This window comes from Dyella sp. NPDC103356, assembly GCF_055584465.1.
In genome coordinates this window covers 538,253-562,340 of the sequence record NZ_JBVJLZ010000003.1, presented here as the reverse complement: position 1 = coordinate 562,340, position 24,088 = coordinate 538,253, and the positions used below count along the sequence as shown (strand labels likewise).

Sequence of the window (24,088 nt, the reverse complement as noted above, 5' to 3'; positions counted from 1 at the left end):
CTTTTTTTTGTGCTTGAACTCATTTGACGGAGATGCCTGCTTCGAGCAAAAGGGCCTTCAGTCCGCCCAGTTGAGGCTCATAGCGGCGCCATCGATCGACCGATTTTCGATTCATCGGTTCGCGAACCTGCGCTGCGCTGGCCGTGGCCACCGGCGCAGCGTTCTCGTGAAACCTCAGACAGGCGTCATCCCAGGTCAATCCGCAGAAGGAAACGATCTCCCGGGAGCCCTGTTCCTGGGCATCGACCAGGGATTCGTAGTCGACCTCAAGGATGCGGCCGGGAAGAACGCGACGCCAGTGCGACATGAGGCGATCGAACAAAATGTAGTAGCGACCTACGTCAAGCAAATCGAATGTATAGTCGAAAAATGGCGAGGTAAGCGTAAACAGTTGCCTGAAATTGCTAAGGCACGAGTCCATCGGATTGCGGCGCAGGCAGATGATCTTTGCCCTGGGCAAAGCCTTCGCTATAAAGCCCGCATAGAGAAAATTATGCGGTAACTTGTCGATGAACCGAGGTCGAGAGCCCGTGAGCGGTCGGGTGCTGTCGATGTAACTTCGACCCACGGCTTCCCAGTCGAGATCGTTTGCGTGTGCGATAGTATCGGGGTCGAGAAGCAAGGGTGTCCGGCTTCGAGATGCCTGTTTAAGAACCGCACTGAAGTTCGATAGCTCGCCCGCGGAATAGACATCCGGGTGGCTGCTTACGATTCTCTCGACCAGGGTCGTTCCGCTGCGGGGCATGCCGATAATGAAAATCGGCTCATCGGTCAAAAAACCTACCGACTCTGTAACCGGCTCGGAAAATGCGGTCATCAAGGACTCGAAAATTTCTTTGTCCTGATCGCTCGAATAAGCACGCGATTTCCCGGCCGCAGTCTTACCTTTGGTGAGGTGGTCGAAAGCATTCGGATAATCCGCCAGATCCTCCAGTTCCTTGGCAAGTGCAAGATGGAGATACATGTTTGCCGAAAGGTCGCTTCCGGCGCTGGTCAGTGCGTTCTCCAAACGAGTAACGTGATTGTTCGATGGCGTTTGCTTGCGGATCTGGGCCAAGGTCAGGTTGGCATTCCATCGCGTCGGCTCCAGCTCCAGACAGCGTTCCAGCTCGTTCTCCGCGGCGGCCAGCTCGCCGGCTGAGATCAGCGCAGTGGCGTAATTGAAACGGAACAGGCCGACTTGGGGGGCCAGTTCCACAACCTGGCGAAAGACGGCCGTGGCACGGTCATACGCGTTGCAAAACGAGAACACGACACCCAGGGTATCGAGGGTCACCGCATCCCGCGGTTGCAGCGCCATGGCCCGATTGGCAACCGTCAACGCCTCACTGGTTCTATGTAGGGCGATCAGCGTTTTTGCGTACTGGACGGCGTATCGAGTATTTGTCGGATCGAGTTGGGTCGCCCGGGCCATATGCTGTGCGGCGAGCTGCGGTATTCGCAACTCAAGTGCCGCTACCCCGGTTAGGTAATGCAATCCAGCATGTTCCGGAGCGATCGGAATCAACTTCGCCGTGTGCTCAAGTAAGCCACGCCAGTCCTGTCGATTGAAGGCTGCCAGTGCCTGTTCGTAGGTTTGCGCGGGATCGGTCATAGACAAAGGCCAATACGGAATTTAGATTCGATCATGTTAACCGGTAGCCACCACCGTGGGTTACAAGCTTGCCACACGCTAGTGTCGCCATGATGGTTACCATATGCGGCTTGGCAGCCTCACAAGCCACTTCCTTAGTCGTGGATTCAACACAATTAAGGCGCCGAAGGTGCGGTAGCAATGATCATTTGGAATCGAGTTTATCCATTGATTCTGCCGCGATGGGCGGAGATGCTTTGCCCGTTCAAAAGGCCACCTGCGAATCCTTTGCATGCCAGCGGGATACATCATGTACTGGGGTCAGGTCGATGTAATTAGCTGGGTCGTAGCTTTGGCTTTGCTGGTCGGCGCTTTCTCGACAATGGCGACAGCGGGTGTATTTTGGATTCAGTCGACAGCTGCGGGAGTGATTGCATCTTTACGGCGTCTGTAATAGTGCCTTCCCAAGGGCCGGGGCAGAATGTTTTTAGCTGTGTGACGGGTTATCCTGCCAGTGATTCGTTGACTCATCAGACAACGTGCACGAACTTTTAAAGTCCGCATTTCAGCAACGTCAACTAATCGCAAGTCGTTCAAGAGAAGCCCTGCCATTGGCGGAGTTTTTTGGATTGCTGCCCGGAAACTCAGTCGACCGCGATCCCTTCGCCCCGCAGAAGCGCGCGCAACTCAGCCAATTGTTCTTCGTAGTTGCGCCAGCGATCGATGGTCCGGCGGTTCATCGGCTCTCTTACCTGGACTGCGCTGGCGGTAGCAACCGGCGATGCGTTCTGGTGGAAATCGAGACAGGCATCGTTCCACGGAAGGCCGCAAAACTGGATGATCTCGCGCGAGCCGACCTCCTGAGCGTCAACCAGCGCCTCGTATCCGACTTCGAGGATGCGGCCTGGCAGCACGCGTTGCCAATGCGTCATCAGACGATCGAACAGCGCGTAGTACCGCCCCACGTTGAGCAGATCGAACGAATAGTCGTAGTACGGCGAGCTGAGCGTGAACAGTTGCCTGAAGTTGCTCAGGCAGGTGTCCATCGGGTGCCGGCGCAGGCAGATGATCTTGGCTTTCGGCAAGGCCTTGGCGATAAAGCCGGCATAGAGAAAATTATGTGGAAGCTTGTCGATGAAGCGTGGCTTCGATCCAGTCAGCGGCCGCGTGCTGTCGACATAGCGCTGCCCCACTTGCTGCCAGTCGAGCTGACCTGAGCGGGTGACTGTATCCGGGTCCAGCAGCGAGAAAGTCTGGCTTCCTGAGGAGCGCTTCAATACGACGCCGAAATTCTGCAGCTCGCCTGCGGAAAGGACATCCGGGTGGCTGCTGATGATACGTTCCACCACGGTGGTGCCGCTTCGCGGCATGCCGATGATGACGATAGGTTCGTCGGTGTCGTAACCCGAAGTATCGGCGACGGGGTTCGGGAAGGCTTCGACCAACGCCGAGAAGAGCGCTTCGTCGCGAGCTATCGAATAATTCTTGGTGCGCCCGCCGGCCGCCTTGCCTTGAGCAAGGTGAGCGAAGGCATGGGGATAATCCGCTAAGTCTTCGTACTCCTTGGCCAGGGCCAAATGCAGATGCATGCTGGCCTGAAGGTCGGAGCGGGCTTTCGGCAGCAAGTCCCGCAGGCGAGTCACGTGATTATGCGTCGGTGTCTGGCGACGAATCTGAGCGAGCGTGAGGTGTGCGTTCCAGAAGGCCGGGTTGATCGAGATGCAGCCTTCGAGCTGTTCCTCTGCATCGGCGATGTTGCCAACCGCGATCAGGGTCGTCGCGTAGTTGAAGCGATACTGGGCGTTCTTTGGCTCCAGGGCGACTACTTGCTGAAATGCATCGGCGGCTGGTTGATATGCATTGCACAGCGAAAAAACCACACCCAGGGTATCGAGCGTCTGGGCATCGCGTGGGACCAGGGCCATGGTCCGATGCGCCGTCGTAAGGGCTTCCTTGGTCATTCGGAGCGAAAGCAGCGACCTGGCAAATTGCGCGCCGTAGTTAACGTTCCTGGGTTCGAGTTCCACCGCGTAGCCAAGTCGGGTTACGGCCGCGGGCAGCAGTTGGAGCTCCAGGGACGCCACGCCATTCAAGTAATGCAAGGCAGCATGATCTGGAGCCAGGGGCAGGAGTTTGTTGGTGAGGTCGAGTGCGTTGCGCCAATCGCGCCGGTTGAAGGCAGCGATCGCCTGTTCGTACATCTGCTTTGGATCTGACATGTACTTCACGCCCGATCAGTGAAAGATTCCAGTTAGCGCATTCTAGGCGAGAGGTAAAAATGATACTGGCATGCCATCGTCAAACATCAGTTTCCCGCCAACATCGCCGCAATCTTCGCCATATGCGACTCGGCCGTCTCCCGCACCACTTCTTTATCCGCCTCCGGATCCTTGCCCTGCCAATGCAGGTCGTCCTGCGGCAGTTCGTGCAGGAAGCGGCTGGGTTGGTTGCTGTGCACTTCGCCGTAGCGCTTGGTCTTGGCTGACCACGACAGCGTCAGCATTTCCTTGGCGCGGGTGATGCCGACGTACATCAGGCGGCGCTCTTCGTCGATGCGGCCTTCGTCGATCGCGCCGTCGTGGGGCAGGGTGCCGTCTTCGCAGCCGACGATAAAGACGAAGCGAAATTCCAGGCCCTTGGCGGAGTGCAGGGTCATCATGCGCACCGCGTTGCCGGGCTCGTCGCGGTCGGCATGGCTGAGCAGGGCGAGCTGGGCGGCGAGGTCGCCGGCGCTGTTGTTGCTTTTCTGCATGGCGCGGAACCAGTCGGCCAGTTCGCGCAGGTTGCCCAGGCGGCGTTCGCGCAATGCCGCGTCGGTGGTGCTGGCGGCGATCTGCGCGGCGTAGCCGGTGCGCTTGAGAATGGTTTCGACCAGATCGGCGGCGCTTTCGTGTTGCGCCGAACTGCGTAGTTCGTCGAGGAGGTTGGTGAACGATGCCAGTGCAGCGGCAGGGCGTGGCGTGAGCTGGCGCAAGACGGCGTCGCTGCGCGCTGCATCGAGCAGAGATGCGTGCTTGGTCTGCGCGATCTGGCCGAGTTTTTCCAGCGTGGTGGCGCCGATCTCGCGCTTGGGTACGTTGACCACACGCAGAAACGCGGCGTCATCACTGGGGTTGGTCAACAGGCGCAAGTAGCAAAGCAGGTCTTTGACTTCGGCGCGGTCCAGGAACGACAGCGCGCCGGTGAGGTGATACGGAATGCGTGCCAGACGCAGTGCTTTCTCCAGCGGGCGCGCCTGGAAATTACCGCGATAGAGGATGGCGATATCGTGCCAGCGTGCCTTGTGCTTTTCCGCCAGGGTGGTGGCGATGGCGGCGACGCGTTCGGCTTCGTGTTCGTTTTCCTTGCACTCCAGCACGCGGATCTGGGGGCCTTCGGGGTGGTCGCTCCACAGTTTCTTTTCGTGTAGATGCGGATTGTTGGCGATCAGCTTGTTGGCCGCGCGCAGGATGCGTTTGCCGCAGCGGTAGTTCTGTTCCAGCTTGATCACGCGCAGATTCGGCCAGTCGCGGCCGAGCTGGTCGATGTTTTCCGGATTGGCGCCGCGCCAGGCATAGATCGACTGGTCGTCGTCGCCCACGCAGGTGATGCGGCCGCGCTCGCCGGCCAACGCCTTGAGCAACCGGTATTGGGCGTCGTTGGTGTCCTGGTATTCGTCGACCAGCAGATAGCGCAGGCGTTCGCGCCAGCCATCGCGGCATTCGGTGTCGTTCTCCAGGATGTTCAGCGGCAGGCGGATCAGGTCGTCGAAATCCACCGCGTTGAATGCCGCCAGGCGTGCCTGATACAGCTCGTAGATCATCGCCGCGTCCTGCTCGCGCGGGCTGCGCGCGGCCGCCTGCGCCTGGGCCGGCGACAGGCCCGAGTTCTTGGCGCGGCTGACCAGGTTGCGCAGCGCGAACAGGGCGTCGGGCTTGATGCCCTTGGGCGCCAGCTCCTTGATGATGCTTTCGCTGTCGTCGGCGTCGAGTACCGAGAAGCCCTTTCGCAGATTGGCGCGCGCGTGCTCGATCTGCAGGAATTTCAGGCCCAGCGCGTGGAAGGTACACACGGTCAGCGCCGCGGCATCCTCGCTGCTGATCAGCTTGGCCACGCGCTCGCGCATTTCCTTGGCCGCCTTGTTGGTAAAGGTGATCGCGGCGATCTTGGCGGCAGGAAGCTTCTTGCGTGCAATCAGGTACGCGATCTTCTGCGTGATCACCGAGGTCTTGCCGGAACCCGCGCCAGCGAGCACCAGTAGCGGGCTGTCGCAGTGTTCGACGGCGGCCAATTGTTGCGGGTTGAGCATGATCGGGACGATGCGAGAGGCGGCACCCGATGTTACCAGAGCCTACCTGCTACGCTTGGAGGCTTGGGAACAATGGATGGGCGCCATAGAGGGCGGGCCAGGGGACGAAAGCATGACGAATCAGGACGATGCAGCGTTCGAGCGTTGCGATGTGGCCATCATTGGCGGCGGGCCGGCGGGGAGTACGGCCGCGACGCTGCTGGCCCGACGGGGTTACAAGGTGGTGGTGCTGGAGAAAGCCCATCATCCGCGGTTTCATATCGGCGAGTCCTTGCTGCCGATGAACCTGCCGGTGTTCGAACGCCTTGGGGTGCTGGACAAGGTGCGCGCCATGGGCGTGTACAAGGCCGGCGCGGATTTCGAGGCGGACAACGCGCGCGGCTACAACACCTATGCTTTCAGCCGCGTGGTTGGAGAAAGCCCGCCGCATGCATTCCAGGTATGGCGCCAGGATTTCGACCAGATGCTGTTCAAGCACGCGTGCGAGAGCGGGGCCGATGGCCGCGAGGGACACGAGGTAGTGCAGGTCGAGCAGACCGGTTCGCGTGAGTCGCATCTGGAAGTACGTAGCGACGACGGACGCACCTACAAGCTGGCAACACGTTATGTCGTCGATGCCAGTGGCCGCGATGCTCTGCTGTCGCGTCGCAAGAAGCTCAAGCGCAAGAATCCGGAGCACCAGAGCGCGGCCATCTTCGGCCACTTCCACAATGCGACCTATCGCAGTGGCGAGGACGCCGGCAACATCAGTATCTACAGCTTTGCGCATGGCTGGATGTGGATGATCCCGCTGCCCGACGGCGTGATGAGCGTGGGCGCGGTATGTCGCCCCGATTACCTCAAGCAGCGCCGTGGCAGCCCGGCCGAGTTTCTGCTGGAGACGCTGCGGTCGAACCCGGCGCTGTGGGAGCGCGTGCGCCAGGCCGAGTTGATCGGCGACGAGGTACGCGTCACCGGCAACTACTCCTATGACTCCGGACGCATGGGCGGGCCGGGCTGGCTGCTAATCGGCGACGCCTTTGCCTTCCTCGATCCGGTGTTCTCCTCGGGTGTATATCTGGCCATGAGTGGCGCCGAGAATGCCGTGGCGGTGATCGACCAGGCCCTGCGCGAGCCACGACAGGAAATGCGCCTGATCCGCCGGCTGGAGCGCCGCCAACGTGCCGGCATGCGACGTTTCGCGTTCTTTATCTACCGGTTCAACGGCCCGGTCATGCAGCACCTGTTTCGCAATTCCAAGGGATTCCTGCAGCTGGACCAAGGCGTTACCTCGATGCTGGCCGGCGATGTCTTCGACTCGTTCCCGGTGTGGTGGCGCCTGCAGGTGTTCAGGCTGGTCTACGCGATCCATGCCTTGTGCGATCGCTCGCGCTGGGCGGCCGAGCGCAAGCTGCGCCTTGCGCAGGCCCGAACGGCCTTCACCGGGGGAACGACTCAGGTAGACGACGCCTGACGGGGTTACCATGTGCACCTGTTTGATAGGTGCACCATGGCCAAGCTCTATTTCTACTATTCGGCGATGAATGCCGGAAAGACCACCACGCTGCTGCAAAGCGCGTACAACTATCACGAGCGTGGCATGCGCACGTTGATCCTCACGCCGGCGCTGGACAACCGCTTTGGCGAGGGTGTCGTGGCCTCGCGTATTGGCCTGAAGGCGAATGCGCGGCGGTTCTCCGGCGAGGAGGATCTGTTCGCCATGGTGCAGGCCGATATCGCCGCGCAAGGCGCCTTGCACTGCGTATTCGTCGACGAGGCGCAGTTTCTGACCAAGGCGCAGGTCTGGCAGCTCTCCGATGTCGTGGACAAGCTGAACATACCGGTGCTGGCCTATGGCCTGCGTACGGATTTCCGCGGCGAGTTGTTCGATGGGAGCCGTTATCTGTTGGCCTGGGCGGACAACCTGGAGGAGATCAAGACGATCTGCCATACCGGGCGCAAGGCCACCATGGTGGTTCGCGTAGATGAACAGGGCCGCGCCGTCACCGACGGCCCGCAGGTTGAGATCGGCGGCAATGACCGCTATGTCTCGGTCAGCCGCGCCGAGTTCAAGAACATCACCGAGGGGCACGGTCGCATCGAATTGCAGCAGACCGTGCTGCCGCTGGGCGAGCGGCCTTGAGCCCTCGCGTTGTCACCACAAGGATTCCCCCTATGAGCAAGCCCGTCATCATCCCCGCCTGGCAGCGCCCGCACTGGCAGCCCAGCGACGAAGAAATCCTGCTGCAGTTCTATGTCTTCGGCAATTTCGGCACCGGCCGCCCGCCGATGCAGGACTATGGCAGCGACGGCTTGCCGCATGGCGTGGAGATGACCAGCTACCACCACAATGCGCTGCGCCAGTGGGAAGGCTACCCGCTCAAGGGCGGCCTGGGTCGCATGCTCAAGGAAGACGCCGCCGAGGCATACAAGCTGGCGCTCGACGCGCCACAGGTGCTGGTGATCCGTGGCCGCATCAAGGACAGCCAGGCGACCGGCTATCTGCGTGATACGTTCGGTGTGATGGCGGCCCTGCTCGACGTGGGCGGCACCGCGATTTTCGACCCACAGATCGTCAGTCTGCTCGATGCGGACGCATGGCGTCGCCGTTACCTCATCGCCGATGGGGCGCCCACGCGCAACCATCTGTTGATCATGCGCGACGGCGAAGACCAGCTCGGCCGGTCCTGGGTTCATACGCGTGGCATGCGCAAGTTCGGTCGGCCGGATATCAGCCTGCGTAACGTGCCCGATCGCGATATCGATCGCGCAGGGCAGTTATGCGAACGCCTGGCAGATATGCAGGCGTTGGGCGCGCATTTTGTCGATCGCCAGTCGCTGGAAGCCGAGGGCGTGCCGGGTCTTGTCGCCAAGCTGGGTGGTGACCTCGAACATCCCGATTTCAACAATACCTACGTCGAATTTCGCTGGCCGGATTGATCCAGGCTCAGCGTTGGCAGCGTGAGCACCAGAAGGTCGAGCGCTGCCCGAGCACGGCTTGGCGAATCGGCGCGCCGCAGGTACGGCACGGTTCGCCTTCGCGGCCATAGACGTTCAACTCGCGAAAGAAATAGCCAGGCGCGCCGTCGGGGTTGAGGAAATCGCGGAGCGTGGTGCCGCCGCGTTCGATCGCCCACGCTAGGATGCGCTTCACTTCCGCCGCCAGTCGCGCGTAGCGTTCGCGCGATACCGAGCCGGCGGCGCGGCGGGGGTCGATGCCTGCCGCGAACAAGGCTTCGCTGGCATAGATGTTTCCCACGCCAACCACGATGGCGTTATCCATCAGGAACAACTTCACCGCCGCTTTGCGGCCGCGTGACATGCGCCAGAGCAGATCGCCGTCAAAATCGTCGGTTAACGGTTCAGGGCCGAGGTCGGCCAATAGCTCATGCGTGCTTTCCGGCGGCTGCCATAACAGGCAGCCGAAGCGGCGCGGATCGGTGAAGCGCAGGACGCGCTCGCCTTGCGCTGCTGTGGCCTCGACGACGATATCGACGTGGTCGTGCTTGCCCAACGGTGCATCGGGCGGCAGCACGCGCAGCATGCCGGACATGCCAAGGTGCAACAGCGCGCTGCCGACTTGCGTATGCAACAGCAGGTATTTCGCGCGACGTTCGACTGCGTCGATGCGTTGGCCTGGCAATAGCTCGGTGATTTCCTTTGGAATCGGCCAGCGCAGATCGGCACGGCGCAACGTCACCGCCGTGATGCGTCGGCCGATCAGGTGCGGGGCGATGCCGCGGCGCGTGGTTTCGACTTCGGGGAGTTCGGGCACGGGTTCAGAGTAGTGATTGAGCTGTAGGAGCGACTGAAGTCGCTCCTACAGCGTTTCTTTTGACCAAGTGCCGCGCTTACGCCCCAGGCGCCCAACTCTCGTGGAAGCTACCCGGCTCATCGATGCGCTCAAACGTATGCGCACCGAAGTAATCGCGCTGGGCCTGAATCAGGTTGGCGGGCAGGCGCTCCGTGCGATAGCTGTCGTAGTACGCAATGGCCGAAGAGAAGCCCGGCACCGCCACACCCGCCTGCACCGCCGCCGATACCACATCACGCAAGGCCTGCTGATAATCGCCAGCGATCTTCTTGAAGTACGGATCGAGCAACAGATTGACGATCTTGGGATTGTGATCGTAAGCGTCGGTGATCTTCTGCAGGAAGCGCGCACGGATGATGCAGCCCGCGCGGAAGATCTTGGCGATGTTGCCGTACGGCAGGTCCCACTTGTACTCCTCGGACGCGGCGCGCAACTGGGCAAAGCCCTGGGCGTACGAGACGATCTTGCTCAGATACAGCGCACGACGCACCGATTCGATAAAGGCCGTGTGATCGCCCTTGAATGTGTTGTTCGGGCCGGCAAGCTGCTTGCTGGCTTCCACGCGCTGCTCTTTGAGCGAAGACAACAAGCGCGCAAACACCGATTCGGTAATCAGCGGTAGCGGCACGCCGAGGTCCAGCGCATTCTGGCTGGTCCACTTGCCGGTACCTTTCTGTGCGGCGCGGTCGAGCACGATGTCGAGCAGGTCCTTGCCGGTCTTCGGATCTTTCTTCTTGAAGATGTCAGCGGTGATTTCGATCAGATAACTGTCGAGTTCGCCGGTGTTCCATTCGGCGTATACCTTGCCCAGCTCGTCGTTGGAAAGACCGAGCACGTTCTTGAGCACGGCATAGCTTTCCGAGATCAGCTGCATGTCGCCGTATTCGATGCCGTTGTGCACCATCTTCACGTAATGGCCGGCGCCGTCGGGGCCCATATAGGCCACGCAGGGTTCGCCATCGCTCGGCGCCTTGGCGGCAATCTCGGTGAGAATCGGTGCGACCAGGTCATAGGCCTCGCGTGCGCCACCGGGCATGATCGACGGACCATGCAGCGCACCTTCCTCGCCGCCGGACACGCCGGTGCCGATGAAGTGCAGGCCGGACTTGGCCAGATCCTGGTTGCGACGGATGGTGTCCTGAAAGAACGTGTTGCCGCCGTCGATCAGGACGTCGCCCTTGTCCAGCAGCGGCTTGAGTTTCTCGATGGTGTCGTCGGTCGGCTGGCCGGCCTTGACCATCAGCAGGATGCGCCGCGGTTTTTCCAGCGAGTCGACGAATTCTTCCAGCGTATAGGTCGGGACAAGCTTCTTGCCCGGGTGCTTGGCGATCACCTCGTCGGTCAGTTCCCTGGACCGATTCCAGATCGATACCGTGTGGCCGCGACTTTCGATATTGAGCGCAAGATTGCTGCCCATGACCGCCATGCCGACCACGCCGATCGGTTGCTTGCTCATCTGGTGACTCCTTGAGGTTCTCGTGTACTGCCCCGGATATGGGGAATCCCGCCCGTTGTACAAGATCGGATGTAAGGAGGCGATCAATGTTCGAGGGCTATAAACCCAACGACATCGCCTTGCCCTCGACCGGACGCGGCGAATAACGCGCTGGAATCAGGGCGATACGATCGCCCACGCGCACATAGCGCTGTGGCCCGGTCACCGAGGTTTCGCCAAATTCCACGCGCTGGCCGTTCAATTCCAGGGTGGCCGACGGCGGTGCCAATCCGATCCTGGACAGCGAGAAATCCTGTGCGGGTCGCCATTGCAATACCTCGGCGGCGGCCGTCTGAGCCAGCTCGTTGAGGCGGCCGTCGTCCGCGCGTGCGTTGTGGCCATCGGCGTTCCACCAATGGCCGTCATGGCGGCTGTAGTGCTGCATCGGCGCACTTTGAAATTGCAGGCCGATCTGGTCGACCGCGGCCGGATCGATACCGAGCAGATTGCCCGGGTCGTTGCGCCGGTCGCGCTGCCATTGCCATAGCGCCGCGACCACCACGGCGCCCACGATGACCAGCAGCACCATCCGCCCGCGCGTCGCGCGTTTCATGCGCGACGCCTGCGCCAGGCGATCCACGTGCCCGCCAGCAGCAAGGCCAACGGCAGCCCGAGTAGAAAGCCCATGCTCACCGCGTTGAGCTGCGCTTGCGACAATTGCAGCAGGCGGTCGGGTGCCCCACGCGGAGGCAGGTTGACCAGCGCGTCGTCGCCCAGCAGCCAGTCGAAGACGCGTTCGCCCAAGGCACGATTGCCGCCGTTGCCGAGGAAGCTGTTGGAAAGGAAGTCGCCATCGCCGATGACCACGGCGCGTTGCTCGGCTTTGTCGGGGCTGGGCGAAATGCGGCTCAAGGCAAAGCCGAAATCCAGCGGGCCCTTGAGTTCGCCTGCGTCGGCGTCGTAGCGAATGGTCGAGTCGTGTGCGTTGTCGATCGGCTTGAACTCGGTCCAGCTCTGCGCGCCTGAGCGCAGGAAGGGTGCAATGCCCCAATTCGCGTTCGATACCTTCGCCAGCGCGGAGACCTGCGGGAACACCGTCGACAGCACGAAGCCGCGCGTTATTGCCTGTGCGGGGTAGTCGCCCAAGGCAAGGATGCGTGGATCTTTCAAGCCCAGTGCGGCGCCCTGACCATCGACCAGTACGCCAGGCAGGACGCGGACGCCCAGCGCTTCGGCCAGTGGCGAGAGCCCGAGATCGTCGTTCGACGGTTCGGTCAGCCACAGCAGGTTGCCACCGTTATTGACGTAATCGACCAGCGCCTTGATCTCGGCGGGTGGCAAGGCCAGCGAGGGGCTGGCCAGTACGACCAGGTTGGTGTGCTCGGGCACGCCGGTGACCTGCGCGAAATTCAACGGCACCGCACGCATGCCGCGCCCTTCAAGCTGCGCGATGAAGATGCCCAGGTCGGCATTGCCCTTGCCGTCGGCACGACGTTCGCCATCGCCGGTGACAAAAGCGACGATACGCTCGCCGCCACGCGCGAGTCGCTCCAGTGCATTGGTAAGGCTGCGTTCGTCCAGTTCATCCAGGCGTTGTTCGCGATCCTGGTAATGCAAGACCAAAGCACCGTCGACGGTAATGCCTTGCTCGCGCATCGCCGCCGGGTCTTGCTGCGGATCGACGAAGCGCAGGTTGATGTCCGGCTTGACGCGCTGAAAGCGTTGAATAAAACCGGCAATCGTCTGGCGAAGATCGCCCTGGGGATTGGCGTAGCTGACGATCTCCACTGGGCCCTTGAGCGTCGTCAGCACCGCGCGGCTTTCCGGCGGAAGGCTGGCCCGTCCGCCGTAGGTCCAGTCGACGCTGTGGTCGTAGCGTGTGCTCAGATAGCCCAGCGCGGCGACACCCGCCAGCAGGGCAAGCGCGAACAGCCAGCCGTCGAGTCGTTGCGAAAGTCGACGCTTCATCAGCCGCGCTCCTTGTCTGCCGCAAGGCGACGCGTTGCCAGCGCCAGCGCGAATACGATGACCAGCACGAACCACAGCACGTCGCTGGTCGATACCAGTCCGCGCAGCAGGGCCTCCAGATGGGTGCTGAGGGCGAGCCAGTTGATGGCCCCGTTATCGATCCCGGCCATCTGCGCACCGGAATTCACGCCGATAAGCGCCAGGCCGATCATCAGGCTGGCCACCGCTGCGATCGCCGGATGCGAAGAAAAGGCCGAACAAGCGACGCCGATGGCGGCCAGGGTGGCCAGGGCGAGCGCGGTGCCGAGCGTCGCCGCCGCGAACTTGCCCGCATCCAGATGCACGCCATGGGCGATGCTGAGCGGCATCGCGATGGCCAGCAGCAGCCACAGCACCAGCCACAGCAGCAGCGCGAGATATTTACCCAGTACGATCCGTGAGGCCGGCAAACCGGTGCCGAACAGGAGCGGCAGCGTTCCCTGCGTGCGTTCGCCGGCAAGACTGGCCATGGTCAACACCGGCACGATGACCAGCGCCATTTCGATCAAGCCGAAGGGGATCACGCCGGCGGTCAAAAAGCTGCTCAATATCGGCACGGCGACCAGATCGGTATAGCCGGGGCCGCTTGGTGTGGCACCGAGTTTGATCTGGTTGGCGAGAAACGCCCCCAGCAGCAGCACGAAACGCCAGGCCAGCTCGGCCAGCGTCAGTGCTGCCAGCACCCAGGCAAGCGGGCGCACGAACAGGCGGCGCAACTCAAGCCGCGTCACAGCCAGAACACTCATGCAGCCTGTTTCCCCGTGCCGCCACGCAGGGCGATATCAAAAAAGGTCTGTTCCAGCGCTTCGTGACCGGTGCCAGCGATCGCCGCGTCGTAGCGCAAGGTGCCCTCATGCAGGATCGCCACGCGATCGCAGACGGCGGTGACTTCGGCAAGCAGATGGGTGGAAAGGATTACCGCGGTGCCCTGGTCGGCGACTTCGCGAATCAGCGTGCGCAGCATGGACACCTGCACCGGGTCGAGCGCATTGGCTGGCTCGTCGAGCACGAGCAGCCCGGGCTTGTGCAGCAGCGCGCAGGCCAGGCCCAGACGCTGGCGCTGGCCTTGCGACAACACGCCTGCCAGGCGCCGGCTCAGCGAGGTCAGGTCCAGCCGCTCCAACACGGCGTCGCGCGCCTGACATAACGCCGCAGATGCCAGGCCGCGCAGCCTTCCATGAGCGTCGAGATGTTCGATGACCGTTAATTCCGGCCACAACGGGGCACGTTCGGGCAGCCAGCCTATGACCTGGCGCGCCAGCTCAGGCCGTTCCAGGAAGTCTTCACCGTTCAGCCTGATCTGCCCGCTGTCCGGGCTCAGGGCACCGGCAATCATCGACAAGGTGGTGGATTTGCCGGCCCCGTTGATGCCCAGCAAACCCAGTACCTGTCCCGAATCCAGGGTCAGGCTGAGACCCTGCACGGCGGGCCGGCCGGCGCGGTGGCGGCTGACATCTTGTAGCTGTAAAACGGTAGTAGGCGCGGTCATTGCATGATTGTCACGGTGCCCACACCGTTAAACAACCGGGCGCTCCAAAGCCCTGGGAACTGCGGCACATTTCGCCGTTCAGATTCATAGGGTTCCATGCTGGCGGGTACGGACACCCTGTTCTAGACTCAGACCCAAATACCCGAGTGCAAATACATGCTTGATGCAGTGCTGACTTTCCTGTCCCAGGGACTGACCAACGCCAGCTGGGTCACCATGCTGGTCTATACGTTGGTGATGACGCAGATCACCATTTTTACGGTGACGCTGTACCTCCACCGTTGCCAGACCCATCGTGGCGTCGATCTGCATCCGCTGATCGCGAACTTCTTCCGTTTCTGGGGCTGGCTCACCACCGGCATGGTCACCAAGGAGTGGGTGGCGATCCATCGCAAGCACCACGCCAAGGTCGAGACCGAAGAAGATCCGCATAGCCCGCAGATCTACGGCATCAAGAAGGTGTTCCTCGATGGTGTTTCCCTGTATCGCGATGCAAGCGAGAACAAGGAAGACATGGAGAAGTACGGCCGCGGTACGCCGGACGACTGGATCGAGCGCAAGCTGTTCAGCGCGCATCCGTATTGGGGCCCGACCCTGATGGCGATCATCGACCTGTCGTTGTTCGGTGTCATCGGTGGCCTGATCTGGGCCGTGCAGATGATCTGGATTCCGTTCTGGGCCGCCGGCTTCGTCAACGGTATCGGCCACTGGTGGGGCTACCGCAATTTCGAAAGCGCCGACACCGCGCGCAACCTGATCCCCTGGGGTTTCTGGATCGGCGGTGAAGAGCTGCACAACAATCATCACGCGTTCCCGAGCTCGGCCAAGTTTGCGCTGCGCAAGTGGGAGTTCGATATCGGCTGGGCAGCGATCTGCATGCTGCGTGCCGTGGGCCTGGCCAAGGTGCTGCGCGTTGCGCCGGCGCTGGACATTCGCCCCAACGTGCACCTGCCGGATGCCGAAACGCTCAAGGCCGTGCTGACTCATCGCTTCCAGGCCATGACCGATTATTACCGTCAGGTCATCGTGCCGACCCTGCGCGACGAAGCGCAGCATGCCGGCGAGAACATCAAGTCGGTGCCGCGTCGCATGCGTCTGGCGCTAGCCGACGGCGGCCGCTGGTTGGATAACGAAGGTCGCGACCGCATGCAGGCCGTGCTGGCCAAGCGCCCGACCCTGCAGACGGTGTGCGACTTCCGCACGCGCCTGTCGGCCCTGATGGAACAGCGCGGTGCGGACCAGGCACTCAATGGTCTGCAGCAGTGGATTCACGAAGCCGAGCAGAGTGGTATCCAGGCGCTGCAGAACTTCGCGCAGCGCTTGAAGGGTTACGGCGTTACCAGCGCCGCCTGATCTCTTCGGCTCGTTTGCTTCAAGTAAAAGCCCGCCTTACCGGCGGGCTTTTTTTATCGCTGTTCCTTGCGAATGACGAGCTTCAGTCCTGACCAGACGTCGCTTACCGCGCAGACTTTGATATCGACGAAGCCGAGCGGAAGCGCCACCTCGCGGATCGTGTTGTCGGTGATATCCGTGGGTAGCTTCGATGTTTTCTTGGGCCAGGATACCCAGACCGTTCCGGAAGGCTTGATGGTGTTTCGCAAGGTTTCCAGCGTCGCCTTCAGTTCTGCTTTCCCGGTGCTGAAAACATGCACGATATCGGTCAGCGGTGTGACTTTCCCTTCGAACACGACATCCGATGGAATGGGTGAGAGCCAGCAAGCGTAGTCGTCGGGCGCGTGCAAGGTAACGACGCGACTGCCCTCCACGATGCCGAGCTTCTTCGCAAGAGGCGTTCCCGAATAACCCGTGGATGATGGACTCATGCGATGTTGTACTCGCTTTGAACCAGGCCGCTGGCGTACTGACGTGTCGCTACATGTTTGAGAGCCACGTCCTGTTGTAGCGGGCCGAAGAGCGGGATGCCAGAACCGATCAGCACCGGAACGCGCGTAACGATAAGGCGCTGGATGAGTCCGGCCTGGAGAAACCGCTGAATGGTGATGCCGCCATCCACGTAGATATGTCCGATGCCGCGACTGGAAAGCTGGGACACGATGTCGTTGGGATCGCCCGACATAGGCTCTACGATCGCGCCCGGTGGAGCGGCCGCAAGCGTGCCGGTGGTGAGCACGAAAACGCGTTTCTTCCCGTACGGCCACGGATCAAAAGCCAGTACCGTGTCGTACGTGTTGCGGCCGATGACCAATGCGTCCACCGTCGCCATGAACTCGTCGTAGCCGTGCGGTTTGCCGCCGCCCGGCGGGAGAAAATCGAGAGCCCCATCGACGCGGGCGATAAAACCATCGAGACTGGTGCCGACAAAAACGGATGCTTTCATGGTCGAAGCCTCCACGGCTGCACAGTACCCATCGTAAGTTGGGGTCAGCCTCTCCGGCGCATCATAGAGTTTGCCGTTGAAATTGCAATTTCAATAACAAACAATCATTGCGTTGCCACGAGGCGACATAAGAATTTTCCACAGGGGTCATCCGTCTTGCTTCGAGTGCTATTGATCGGCGCTACCGGCGTATTCGGCCAGCGTATTGCACGTCAGCTGGCGCACGATGAGCGCTTCCAGTTGACCCTTGCCGGGCGAACGCTCAAGGCGCTCGACGCGATGCGCGTCGAGCTCGGCGATGCCTCCGTGCGCACGGCGATGATCGATGTGCACGCGTCCGATCTGCCGGCAGCCCTGGCGGCACAATCGCCGCAGCTGGTGATCCATTCCGCCGGGCCTTTCCAGTCGCAGGACTACCGCGTCGCCGAAGCCTGTCTTGCTTGCGGCAGCGACTATGTCGATCTGGCCGATGGTCGTCAGTTCGTCGCCGATATTGGCATGCTGGATGCAAGGGCGCGCGAGGCTGGGCGTTTGATCGTGAGCGGCGCATCGACACTGCCGGCCATGAGTGCCGCGGCGATCGATCATCTGCGCGATCGATTCGCTTCGCTCGACGAGATCGAGCATGCCATCAGTCCGGGCAACCGTACGCCGCGTGGCGACGCGACGGTGGCTTCGATCCTGGGTTATTGCGGCAGGCGCGTGCCGATCTGGCGCGATGGGCAGTGGCAGCATGCCTACGGTTGGTTATCGACGAAGCGTGCGCCGTTCCTGTCGGCGGGATCGCGCTTCGTGGGCATCTGCGATGTGCCCGACAATGTACTTTTTCCAGAGCGCTACAAAGGTGTGCGTTCGGTAACCTTCCGCGCCGGTCTGGAGCTTTATCGCCTGCATTTTGGCCTCTGGATGTTCGCGTGGCTTGCGCGCATGGGTTTGGCGAAAAACTTGCCGCGCCATGCATCGCGGCTGCGCCGCATGAGCGAATGGTTTCTTCGCGCCGGTTCCGACGAAGGCGGCATGGTGGTGCAACTGCGCGGCGTGGATCACCACGGACAGCCACTTCATCTGCGCTGGACGATCCACGCCGGTGCCGGCGACGGCCCGCAGATTCCCGCGATACCGGCGGTGGTGGTGGCGCGCAAGCTTGCCGATGGCGAACTGATGCAGCGGGGTGCTGTGCCCTGCATGGGCTTGTTTACGCTGGATGAAGCATTGGCTGCACTATCTAGCTATGCCATGACCACGCAGTTGGAGAAACTCGACGCATAGAGCGTACGTCATGCATCGGACACGATCTCCAGCCAGCCGCGATAGGCGACCAGTTGCCCGATCAGCGGCAGGCGCGTGTCGACGGTGAACGCATAGCGGCCGTCTGCGCAGCCGCTGCGTGAGAGGATGCTGCCGAAGCAGGCGCGTGGCAGGGGAATGCCGAAAGCCCACACGTGCTGTAGTGACCAGTCGATCGCATCGCCATCGCGACGCAGGATGAAGCCAAGCGTCGTGGGTCCGAGCCGCTCATACAGCAGCGGGGAGCCCTCACGACGGCTCAGTACCGATTGCATGCGCCGCGAAACGAAATGGCGAGCCCAGGTTTCCTGCATGCCGTCCGGCGTGATGACAACGCGTAGCTTCTGGCGTGGAGCGGGCTCGGGCAGGCCGAGCAGGCGACGCAGCAGTCTGGCGACGAGGTGCGACGCCCCCTCGATATCGGCTTCGCCGTCCGCGACGACACGTACAGGCGAGCCGTGCATGTGTTGTACCGGTGCCGGCAGTGCTTGCCAGGCGTCGGGACCCAGGAGGGTGGGAAAGAGGGGTGTCATGCCCGTCATTGTGAGCGCCGGAGTGCGGTGAATGAAAGCGTGCAGTGCTCTTCGAGCCTAAGCATGACTTACGGCAGGGAGGTGTACCCCGGTAGGCGTTGTAACGTCAGTGGAATGCCCACAGGAGACCGCACGATGCCGTCCGCCCGACCCAAAGGATTTCTGCTCACCGCTTGCGTGCTCGCCTGCCTGCCCGCCCTGGCGCTGGCAGGCTACGACAAGCCGCCGGAGCCGCTGCTCGGCGTGATGCACGCGCCATTGCCGGCAGTGCCCATGCTCGATCCCACCCGCGAGCGCATGTTGCTGGTCGAGCAGTCGCAGTACCCGCCGATCGCACGCGTCGCCGAGCCGTATCTGAAGCTGGCGGGCCTGCGCATCGAACCGGCCAATCACAGCCGGCACGATGCCTCCAGCGGCTACGGCATTCGCACCTGCCTGAAGCATTTCACGGTAGAGGACGTGACCAGCCACAAGCAGCTTCCGGTTGCGTTGCCGGCCGATGCCTGCCCTGGGCTGCCGCAATGGTCTCCCGATGGCCGCCGTTTCGCCTTTACCAATACCACTCGCGAGCGCACCGAGCTGTGGCTGGGCGACGCTCTGACCGGTCAGGTGCACCGCGTGGAAGGCGTATCGCTCAACCCGGTCATGGACGATGCGGTGCAATGGCTGCACGACAGCGATTCGTTGCTGGTCAAGCTGGTGCCGTCCAACCTGGGGCCCGCTCCCAAGGCGGATGTGGCTGCCGGTCCCGAGATCAAGGAATCGATCGAAGGCAAGGGTGAAAGCAGTTCGTACGAAGCGCGCGACACGCTCTCCAGCCCTGAAGACGAAGCGCTGTTCGACTACTACGCGACCGCGCAGCTTGCCACCGTCGACGCGGCCAGCGGCCAGGTTCGACCTGTGGGCCGACCCGGTGTGATCGCGGGCGTTTCCGGTGCGCCCGATGGCGAGCATGTGCTGGTCGAAACGCTCAAGAAGCCTTACTCCTACGTCACCACCTACGAACGTTTTGCGCGTGACGTTAGTGTGCTCGACGTTCGCAGTGGGCAATCGGCTGCCATCGCCTCGCTGCCGTTGGCCGATCGCGTGCCGGTTCATGGTGTTCCGACCGGTCCACGCGACTTCGAATGGCGCGACAACGCGTCGGCCACGCTGATCTGGCCCGAGGCGCTGGACCAGGGCGATTGGAAGGTGAATGTGCCGCATCGCGACAAGGTCATGATGTGGACCGCGCCCTTCAGCGGCAAGCCGAAGGAGGTGGCGCAGACTGCGCAGCGTTTCAGCGGCATGCGCTGGCTGGCCGAAGGGGATGAGCCTTTCGTGTACGAGGTGGATGCGAACAAGCGCTGGATCCACATCACCCGCATCAATGTTGCCGATCCGTCCAAGCCCGCGCGCACGGTGTGGGACTATTCGATGGACGAGAACTACAACGAGCCCGGCTCGCTGATGATGCGCCAACTGCCCACGGGTGCGCGCGTCGTGCGACAGGACGGCGATTTCGTGTATCTCGTCGGTTCGGGCGGTACGCCCCAGGGAGACCGTCCGTTCCTCGACCGCTACTCGCTCTCCACCGGACATACCGAGCGTCTGTTCCGCAGCGGTGGCGATCATTATGAATCGCCCGTCGCCGTACTCGATGGTGGCCAGCGTTTCATCACGGCGCGGCAATCGCCGGCCGAGCCCCCGAATCTGTTCATGCATGCACTTGGCGCGTCGGTGAGCGATGCCAAACCGGGCGAGGCCGCCTACGCTTCCACCAACGATGCGATTACCCATATCGCCGACCCGACGCCGCAGGTGCGTGGCATCGGCAAGCGTCTGGTGACCTACAAGCGCAAGGACGGCGTTGAACTGTCCTTCACCCTGTACACGCCACCCGGCTACAAGGAAGGTACCCGCCTGCCGGCCGTGCTCTATGCCTATCCGCTGGACTACGCCGATCCGAGCAAGGCCGGCCAGGTCAGCGGGTCGCAGCAGAAGTTCGACATCCTGCGCGGTTATCGTTTGCTGCTGCTCTCGGGCTACGCGATCATCGACAACGCATCGTTTCCGATCGTGGGCGATCCGCGCGAGGCGTACGACACCTACATCGATCAGCTGGTGATGGATGCGCAGGCGGCGGTGGACAAGGCGGTGGAGCTGGGCGTGGTCGATCGCAATCGCATCGGCGTTACGGGCCACAGCCATGGCGCGCTGATGACCGCCAACCTGTTGGCGCATACGCAGCTATTTCGCGCTGGCGTGGCCACTAGCGGCAGCTACAACAAGACGCTCACGCCGTTCGGTTTCCAGAACGAGCGACGTTCGCTCTGGCAGGCGCCGAAGGTGTACGAGCAGGCGTCGGCCTTCTTCCACGCCGACCAGATCAAGACGCCCCTGTTGCTCATGCATGGCATGGACGATGCCAATCCGGGTACGGAGTCGATCCAGTCGCCCAAACTGTTCCAGGCGATCCGTGGCCTGGGCGGCACCACGCGTCTGGTGATGCTGCCGCATGAGCCGCATTGGTATACGGCGATGGAATCGAACGAGCAGGAGGTCTACGAGATGCTGACCTGGTTTGATCGTTATGTGAAAAATGCCAAGCCCGCTGCGGCGGTGCCTCCGAAGCAGGGGGCCGCGGCGCCTTGAGTTGTTTTTTCTGTGGGAGCGGCTTCAGAAGTCTCAACTAGCCTCACCTTGTCGTCATTCCGGCGCAGGCCGGAATCCATTCCTCAGCTCAGATGCTTGCCAAAGGCTGTCTGACAAGCGAGGACCGAGGAATGGATTCCGGCCTGCGCCGGGATGACGAATAGGAGGGGTTTTTAGAGATTCTCTGAAGTGAGGCATGACAGGGCCATAAAAAAACCCGCCACAAGGGCGGGTTTTCGAAGAGAAGAAATAATCCAAAGATGGATTACTTGATCTTGCCTTCCTTGTAGATCACGTGCTTACGGACAACCGGGTCGTACTTCTTGAACTCGAATTTGTCGGGCGTGTTCTTCTTGTTCTTCTGCGTGGTGTAGAAGTGGCCGGTACCGGCCGACGAGATCAAGCGGATCTTGTCTTGCTTGCTATTAGCCATGACTTATCTCCTCAGACCTTTTCGCCGCGGGCACGCAGGTCGGCGATCACGGCCTCGATGCCCTTCTTGTCGATGGTGCGCAGCGCCTGGTTGGAGACGCGCAGTTTCACCCAGCGGTTTTCGCTGGCAACCCAGAAGCGACGCTCATGCAGGTTGGGCAACCAGCGGCGACGGGTCTTGTTGTTAGCGTGCGAGACGTTGTTACCAGTCTGCACACCCTTTCCGGTGACTTGGCATACACGGGCCATGATGACCTCCGTAAATTTTTTGACCGCCCGTTAGCCAGGGCGACATCGGCCCAGCGGCGCCTCGGCGCCCGCGATGCTGGAGATTGAAGCTTTCGAGGTTGCCGTTAAGGCCCGCATCGCGTAGCGGACATGCCCGATAGAGTCGGGCCGGCATAGTCGAGCCGTGCATTCTCTCAGGAAATCAGGGCCGTATGCAAGTTCCCGGGGTTCCCCTACTGGCGCCCGAGGCGTTTGCCTGGGCTCGGGGGCGGCAGGTGCCCTTGTTGCCCGTTCCCCGTTCCCCGCCGTTATGAAACAATCGACCTCTTTGCTTAAACCGCATTCGCGAACCGAGGGATACCCGATGGCAGACGTTATCGCCAACGGCCAGGCCAATGGCCAGGCCAACCAGCCGCAGCTGGTGCTGCAGAAGATCTACGTCAAGGACGTTTCGTTCGAGGCGCCCAATGCGCCGCAGATCTTCCAGGAGATCGGCGAGACCGACCAGCCGCCGCAGGTGCAGCTCAACCTGGGCCACAAGGCCACCTCGCTGGGTAACGACCTGTACGAAGTGACCCTGAGCCTGACCCTGACCTGCGCGGTCGGCGATCGCACGGCGTACCTGGCCGAAGTGGAGCAGGCCGGTCTGTTTGGCATTGCCGGCTTCAGCGAGCTGGATCATGCAGGCATCATCGGCAGCTACTGCCCGAACCTGCTGTTCCCCTATGCGCGTCAGGTCATTTCCGGCCTGGTGCTGGAAGGCGGCTTCCCGCCCTTCCTGCTGCAGCCGATCAACTTCGACGCGTTGTACGCCGAGCAGCAGCGCCGCATGACCGGCGGTGACGAGGCTCCGACGCTCAACAGCTGAGCCAAGGGCCATGGCCGATCGACCGACACTGGCCGTTCTTGGCGCAGGCTCCTGGGGCACTGCCCTGGCAGCATTGGCTGCCCGAAACGGTGTGCCCACGCGCTTGTGGGGGCGCGATGCCAATGCGTTGGCGGCCATGGCCGCCACGCATCGCAACGCGCGCTATCTGCCCGATCTGGAGCTGCCAGCCGAGCTGACCTACGAAAGCGACCTGGCGCGCGCATTGCGTGGCGCCGACGTGGTCCTGATCGTGGTGCCCAGTCATGCGTTCGCGGCGATGCTCGACGAGATCGCCCCGCTGCTTGAGCCGGGCGCATCGATTACCTGGGCGACCAAGGGTTTCGAGCCGGGTACCGGCCGCTTCCTGCACGAGCTGGTCGCCGAAAAATTGCCCGGCCGCTCGGCGGCGGTCGTTACCGGGCCGTCGTTTGCCCGCGAAGTGGCAGCCGGGCTGCCTAGCGCGGTCACCGTGCATTCGGAAGACGACGCGTTCGCGCACAAGGTGGCCTCGCTGCTGCATGCGCCGAACCTGCGCGCCTATTCGGGCAGCGACGTGCTCGGTGCCGAGCTCGGTGGCGCCATGAAGAACGTGCTCGCAGTGGCCACCGGTGTCGCCGATGGCATGGAGTTGGGCCTCAATGCACGGGCCGGCCTGATCACCCGTGGCATGAACGAGATGTTGCGCCTGGGCGTGGCACTGGGTGCGCGTCCGGAAACGCTGATGGGCCTGTCCGGCCTGGGCGATCTGGTGCTCACCTGCACCGGCGATCTTTCGCGCAACCGCCGCCTGGGCCTTGCCCTGGGTCGCGGCAAGGCCATCGACGAAGCGGTGCGCGAGATCGGCCAGGTGGTCGAAAGCGTGCTGACCGCCAATGAAGTCGTGCGCCTGGCCGACAAGCACGGTCTCGAGCTTCCCATCAGCCGCGGCGTGCACGCCGTGCTGCATGGCGAAGTGACGCCGGTGGAAGGTCTCAAGGCATTGATGGCGCGCGAACAGAAGCCGGAATATCCGCAGTCGTTGTTCGAGAAGCCATAAAGCCGGTCGCCATGCGCTTTTCAGGCCGCATGGCGGCCTGCTTCGCTCTTCACAGTGAACGCCGCGAACGGCTTCACCATTTTATTGCGGACATTCGCACGGCGAGCTTGCTAAGCTCGGTTCCTTTGGGCGCCATCGCGAGTCGCA

The 24,088-nt window shown here is 62.1% G+C and carries 22 protein-coding genes; 8 read left to right on the top strand and 14 right to left on the bottom strand.

Annotation, left to right across the window (positions count from 1 at the left end):
• Positions 1 to 19 precede the first annotated feature (19 nt).
• From ACZ6WW_RS09345 to ACZ6WW_RS09335, 3 genes are all read right to left on the bottom strand, one after another.
• A complete protein-coding gene (locus ACZ6WW_RS09345; RefSeq protein ID WP_465273947.1) occupies positions 20 to 1,594 on the bottom strand; it encodes a sulfotransferase family protein in 1,575 nt (524 codons plus the stop codon).
• Positions 1,595 to 2,217: 623 nt separating this feature from the next.
• Positions 2,218 to 3,792: a tetratricopeptide repeat-containing sulfotransferase family protein gene (locus ACZ6WW_RS09340; RefSeq protein ID WP_465273946.1), complete on the bottom strand. Its 1,575-nt coding sequence runs from the start codon at positions 3,790 to 3,792 to the stop codon at positions 2,218 to 2,220.
• Between the two features lie 86 nt (positions 3,793 to 3,878).
• Positions 3,879 to 5,861 (bottom strand): UvrD-helicase domain-containing protein, encoded by a 1,983-nt coding sequence (locus ACZ6WW_RS09335; RefSeq protein ID WP_465273945.1) that lies wholly within the window; start codon positions 5,859 to 5,861, stop codon positions 3,879 to 3,881.
• 112 nt (positions 5,862 to 5,973) lie between these two features.
• Between ACZ6WW_RS09335 and ACZ6WW_RS09330 the strand changes: the two genes are divergently transcribed.
• From ACZ6WW_RS09330 to ACZ6WW_RS09320, 3 genes are read left to right on the top strand one after another with little or no spacing between them, the layout of a single operon-like run.
• On the top strand, positions 5,974 to 7,314 hold the full coding sequence (locus ACZ6WW_RS09330) for an NAD(P)/FAD-dependent oxidoreductase (protein WP_281850654.1): 1,341 nt from the start codon (positions 5,974 to 5,976) through the stop codon (positions 7,312 to 7,314).
• Positions 7,315 to 7,350: 36 nt separating this feature from the next.
• Positions 7,351 to 7,983 carry a thymidine kinase gene (locus ACZ6WW_RS09325; protein ID WP_281850653.1) on the top strand — a complete coding sequence of 211 codons (633 nt, stop codon included), beginning with the start codon at positions 7,351 to 7,353 and terminating at the stop codon, positions 7,981 to 7,983.
• A gap of 32 nt (positions 7,984 to 8,015) precedes the next feature.
• A complete protein-coding gene (locus ACZ6WW_RS09320) occupies positions 8,016 to 8,780 on the top strand; it encodes a hypothetical protein (RefSeq protein ID WP_465273944.1) in 765 nt (254 codons plus the stop codon).
• A gap of 7 nt (positions 8,781 to 8,787) precedes the next feature.
• On the opposite strand, the gene mutM is transcribed toward ACZ6WW_RS09320, so the two are convergent.
• The 6 genes from mutM to ACZ6WW_RS09290 all read right to left on the bottom strand — a co-directional run bounded on the left by mutM (position 8,788) and on the right by ACZ6WW_RS09290 (position 14,585).
• Positions 8,788 to 9,615: a bifunctional DNA-formamidopyrimidine glycosylase/DNA-(apurinic or apyrimidinic site) lyase gene (gene mutM / locus ACZ6WW_RS09315; protein WP_465273943.1), complete on the bottom strand. Its 828-nt coding sequence runs from the start codon at positions 9,613 to 9,615 to the stop codon at positions 8,788 to 8,790.
• A 76-nt stretch (positions 9,616 to 9,691) separates the two neighbouring features.
• The gene (gene gndA / locus ACZ6WW_RS09310) at positions 9,692 to 11,110 is read right to left on the bottom strand and encodes an NADP-dependent phosphogluconate dehydrogenase (protein WP_465273942.1); all 1,419 of its coding nucleotides are present in this window, start codon (positions 11,108 to 11,110) and stop codon (positions 9,692 to 9,694) included.
• A 97-nt stretch (positions 11,111 to 11,207) separates the two neighbouring features.
• The gene (locus ACZ6WW_RS09305) at positions 11,208 to 11,702 is read right to left on the bottom strand and encodes a hypothetical protein (RefSeq protein WP_465273941.1); all 495 of its coding nucleotides are present in this window, start codon (positions 11,700 to 11,702) and stop codon (positions 11,208 to 11,210) included.
• Entirely contained in the window at positions 11,699 to 13,057 is a 1,359-nt protein-coding gene (locus tag ACZ6WW_RS09300) for a GldG family protein (protein ID WP_465273940.1), read from the bottom strand. Before ACZ6WW_RS09300 ends, ACZ6WW_RS09305 begins: the two co-directional genes overlap by 4 nt.
• A complete protein-coding gene (locus tag ACZ6WW_RS09295; RefSeq protein ID WP_465273939.1) occupies positions 13,057 to 13,842 on the bottom strand; it encodes an ABC transporter permease in 786 nt (261 codons plus the stop codon). The genes ACZ6WW_RS09300 and ACZ6WW_RS09295 overlap by 1 nt, the downstream gene beginning before the upstream one ends.
• On the bottom strand, positions 13,839 to 14,585 hold the full coding sequence (locus ACZ6WW_RS09290) for an ABC transporter ATP-binding protein (RefSeq protein ID WP_465273938.1): 747 nt from the start codon (positions 14,583 to 14,585) through the stop codon (positions 13,839 to 13,841). The genes ACZ6WW_RS09295 and ACZ6WW_RS09290 overlap by 4 nt, the downstream gene beginning before the upstream one ends.
• 156 nt (positions 14,586 to 14,741) lie before the next feature.
• Between ACZ6WW_RS09290 and ACZ6WW_RS09285 the strand changes: the two genes are divergently transcribed.
• Entirely contained in the window at positions 14,742 to 15,938 is a 1,197-nt protein-coding gene (locus ACZ6WW_RS09285) for a DesA family fatty acid desaturase (RefSeq protein ID WP_465273937.1), read from the top strand.
• A 53-nt stretch (positions 15,939 to 15,991) separates the two neighbouring features.
• Here ACZ6WW_RS09285 and ACZ6WW_RS09280 read toward each other — a convergent pair whose 3' ends face one another.
• Positions 15,992 to 16,408, bottom strand: coding sequence for a DUF3052 domain-containing protein (locus ACZ6WW_RS09280; RefSeq protein ID WP_465273936.1), 417 nt, complete (start codon positions 16,406 to 16,408; stop codon positions 15,992 to 15,994).
• The gene (locus ACZ6WW_RS09275) at positions 16,405 to 16,923 is read right to left on the bottom strand and encodes a dihydrofolate reductase family protein (protein ID WP_465273935.1); all 519 of its coding nucleotides are present in this window, start codon (positions 16,921 to 16,923) and stop codon (positions 16,405 to 16,407) included. Before ACZ6WW_RS09275 ends, ACZ6WW_RS09280 begins: the two co-directional genes overlap by 4 nt.
• Positions 16,924 to 17,088: 165 nt before the next feature.
• Between ACZ6WW_RS09275 and ACZ6WW_RS09270 the strand changes: the two genes are divergently transcribed.
• A complete protein-coding gene (locus ACZ6WW_RS09270) occupies positions 17,089 to 18,192 on the top strand; it encodes a saccharopine dehydrogenase family protein (protein WP_465274051.1) in 1,104 nt (367 codons plus the stop codon).
• Between the two features lie 8 nt (positions 18,193 to 18,200).
• Here the strand turns inward: ACZ6WW_RS09270 and ACZ6WW_RS09265 are convergent, their stop codons facing one another.
• Complete coding sequence (locus ACZ6WW_RS09265; protein ID WP_465273934.1) at positions 18,201 to 18,743, bottom strand: DUF4166 domain-containing protein; 543 nt, start codon at positions 18,741 to 18,743, stop codon at positions 18,201 to 18,203.
• 135 nt (positions 18,744 to 18,878) lie between these two features.
• Between ACZ6WW_RS09265 and ACZ6WW_RS09260 the strand changes: the two genes are divergently transcribed.
• On the top strand, positions 18,879 to 21,377 hold the full coding sequence (locus tag ACZ6WW_RS09260; RefSeq protein WP_465273933.1) for a S9 family peptidase: 2,499 nt from the start codon (positions 18,879 to 18,881) through the stop codon (positions 21,375 to 21,377).
• A 265-nt stretch (positions 21,378 to 21,642) separates the two neighbouring features.
• Here the strand turns inward: ACZ6WW_RS09260 and rpmG are convergent, their stop codons facing one another.
• Entirely contained in the window at positions 21,643 to 21,810 is a 168-nt protein-coding gene (gene rpmG, locus ACZ6WW_RS09255) for a 50S ribosomal protein L33 (protein ID WP_126675274.1), read from the bottom strand.
• Between the two features lie 11 nt (positions 21,811 to 21,821).
• Complete coding sequence (gene rpmB / locus ACZ6WW_RS09250; protein WP_090449535.1) at positions 21,822 to 22,058, bottom strand: 50S ribosomal protein L28; 237 nt, start codon at positions 22,056 to 22,058, stop codon at positions 21,822 to 21,824.
• A 343-nt stretch (positions 22,059 to 22,401) separates the two neighbouring features.
• Between rpmB and secB the strand changes: the two genes are divergently transcribed.
• Together secB and ACZ6WW_RS09240 are read left to right on the top strand one after the other, a co-directional pair.
• Complete coding sequence (gene secB / locus ACZ6WW_RS09245; protein WP_465273932.1) at positions 22,402 to 22,905, top strand: protein-export chaperone SecB; 504 nt, start codon at positions 22,402 to 22,404, stop codon at positions 22,903 to 22,905.
• Positions 22,906 to 22,915: 10 nt separating this feature from the next.
• Positions 22,916 to 23,941 carry an NAD(P)H-dependent glycerol-3-phosphate dehydrogenase gene (locus tag ACZ6WW_RS09240; RefSeq protein ID WP_465273931.1) on the top strand — a complete coding sequence of 342 codons (1,026 nt, stop codon included), beginning with the start codon at positions 22,916 to 22,918 and terminating at the stop codon, positions 23,939 to 23,941.
• Positions 23,942 to 24,088 lie beyond the last annotated feature (147 nt).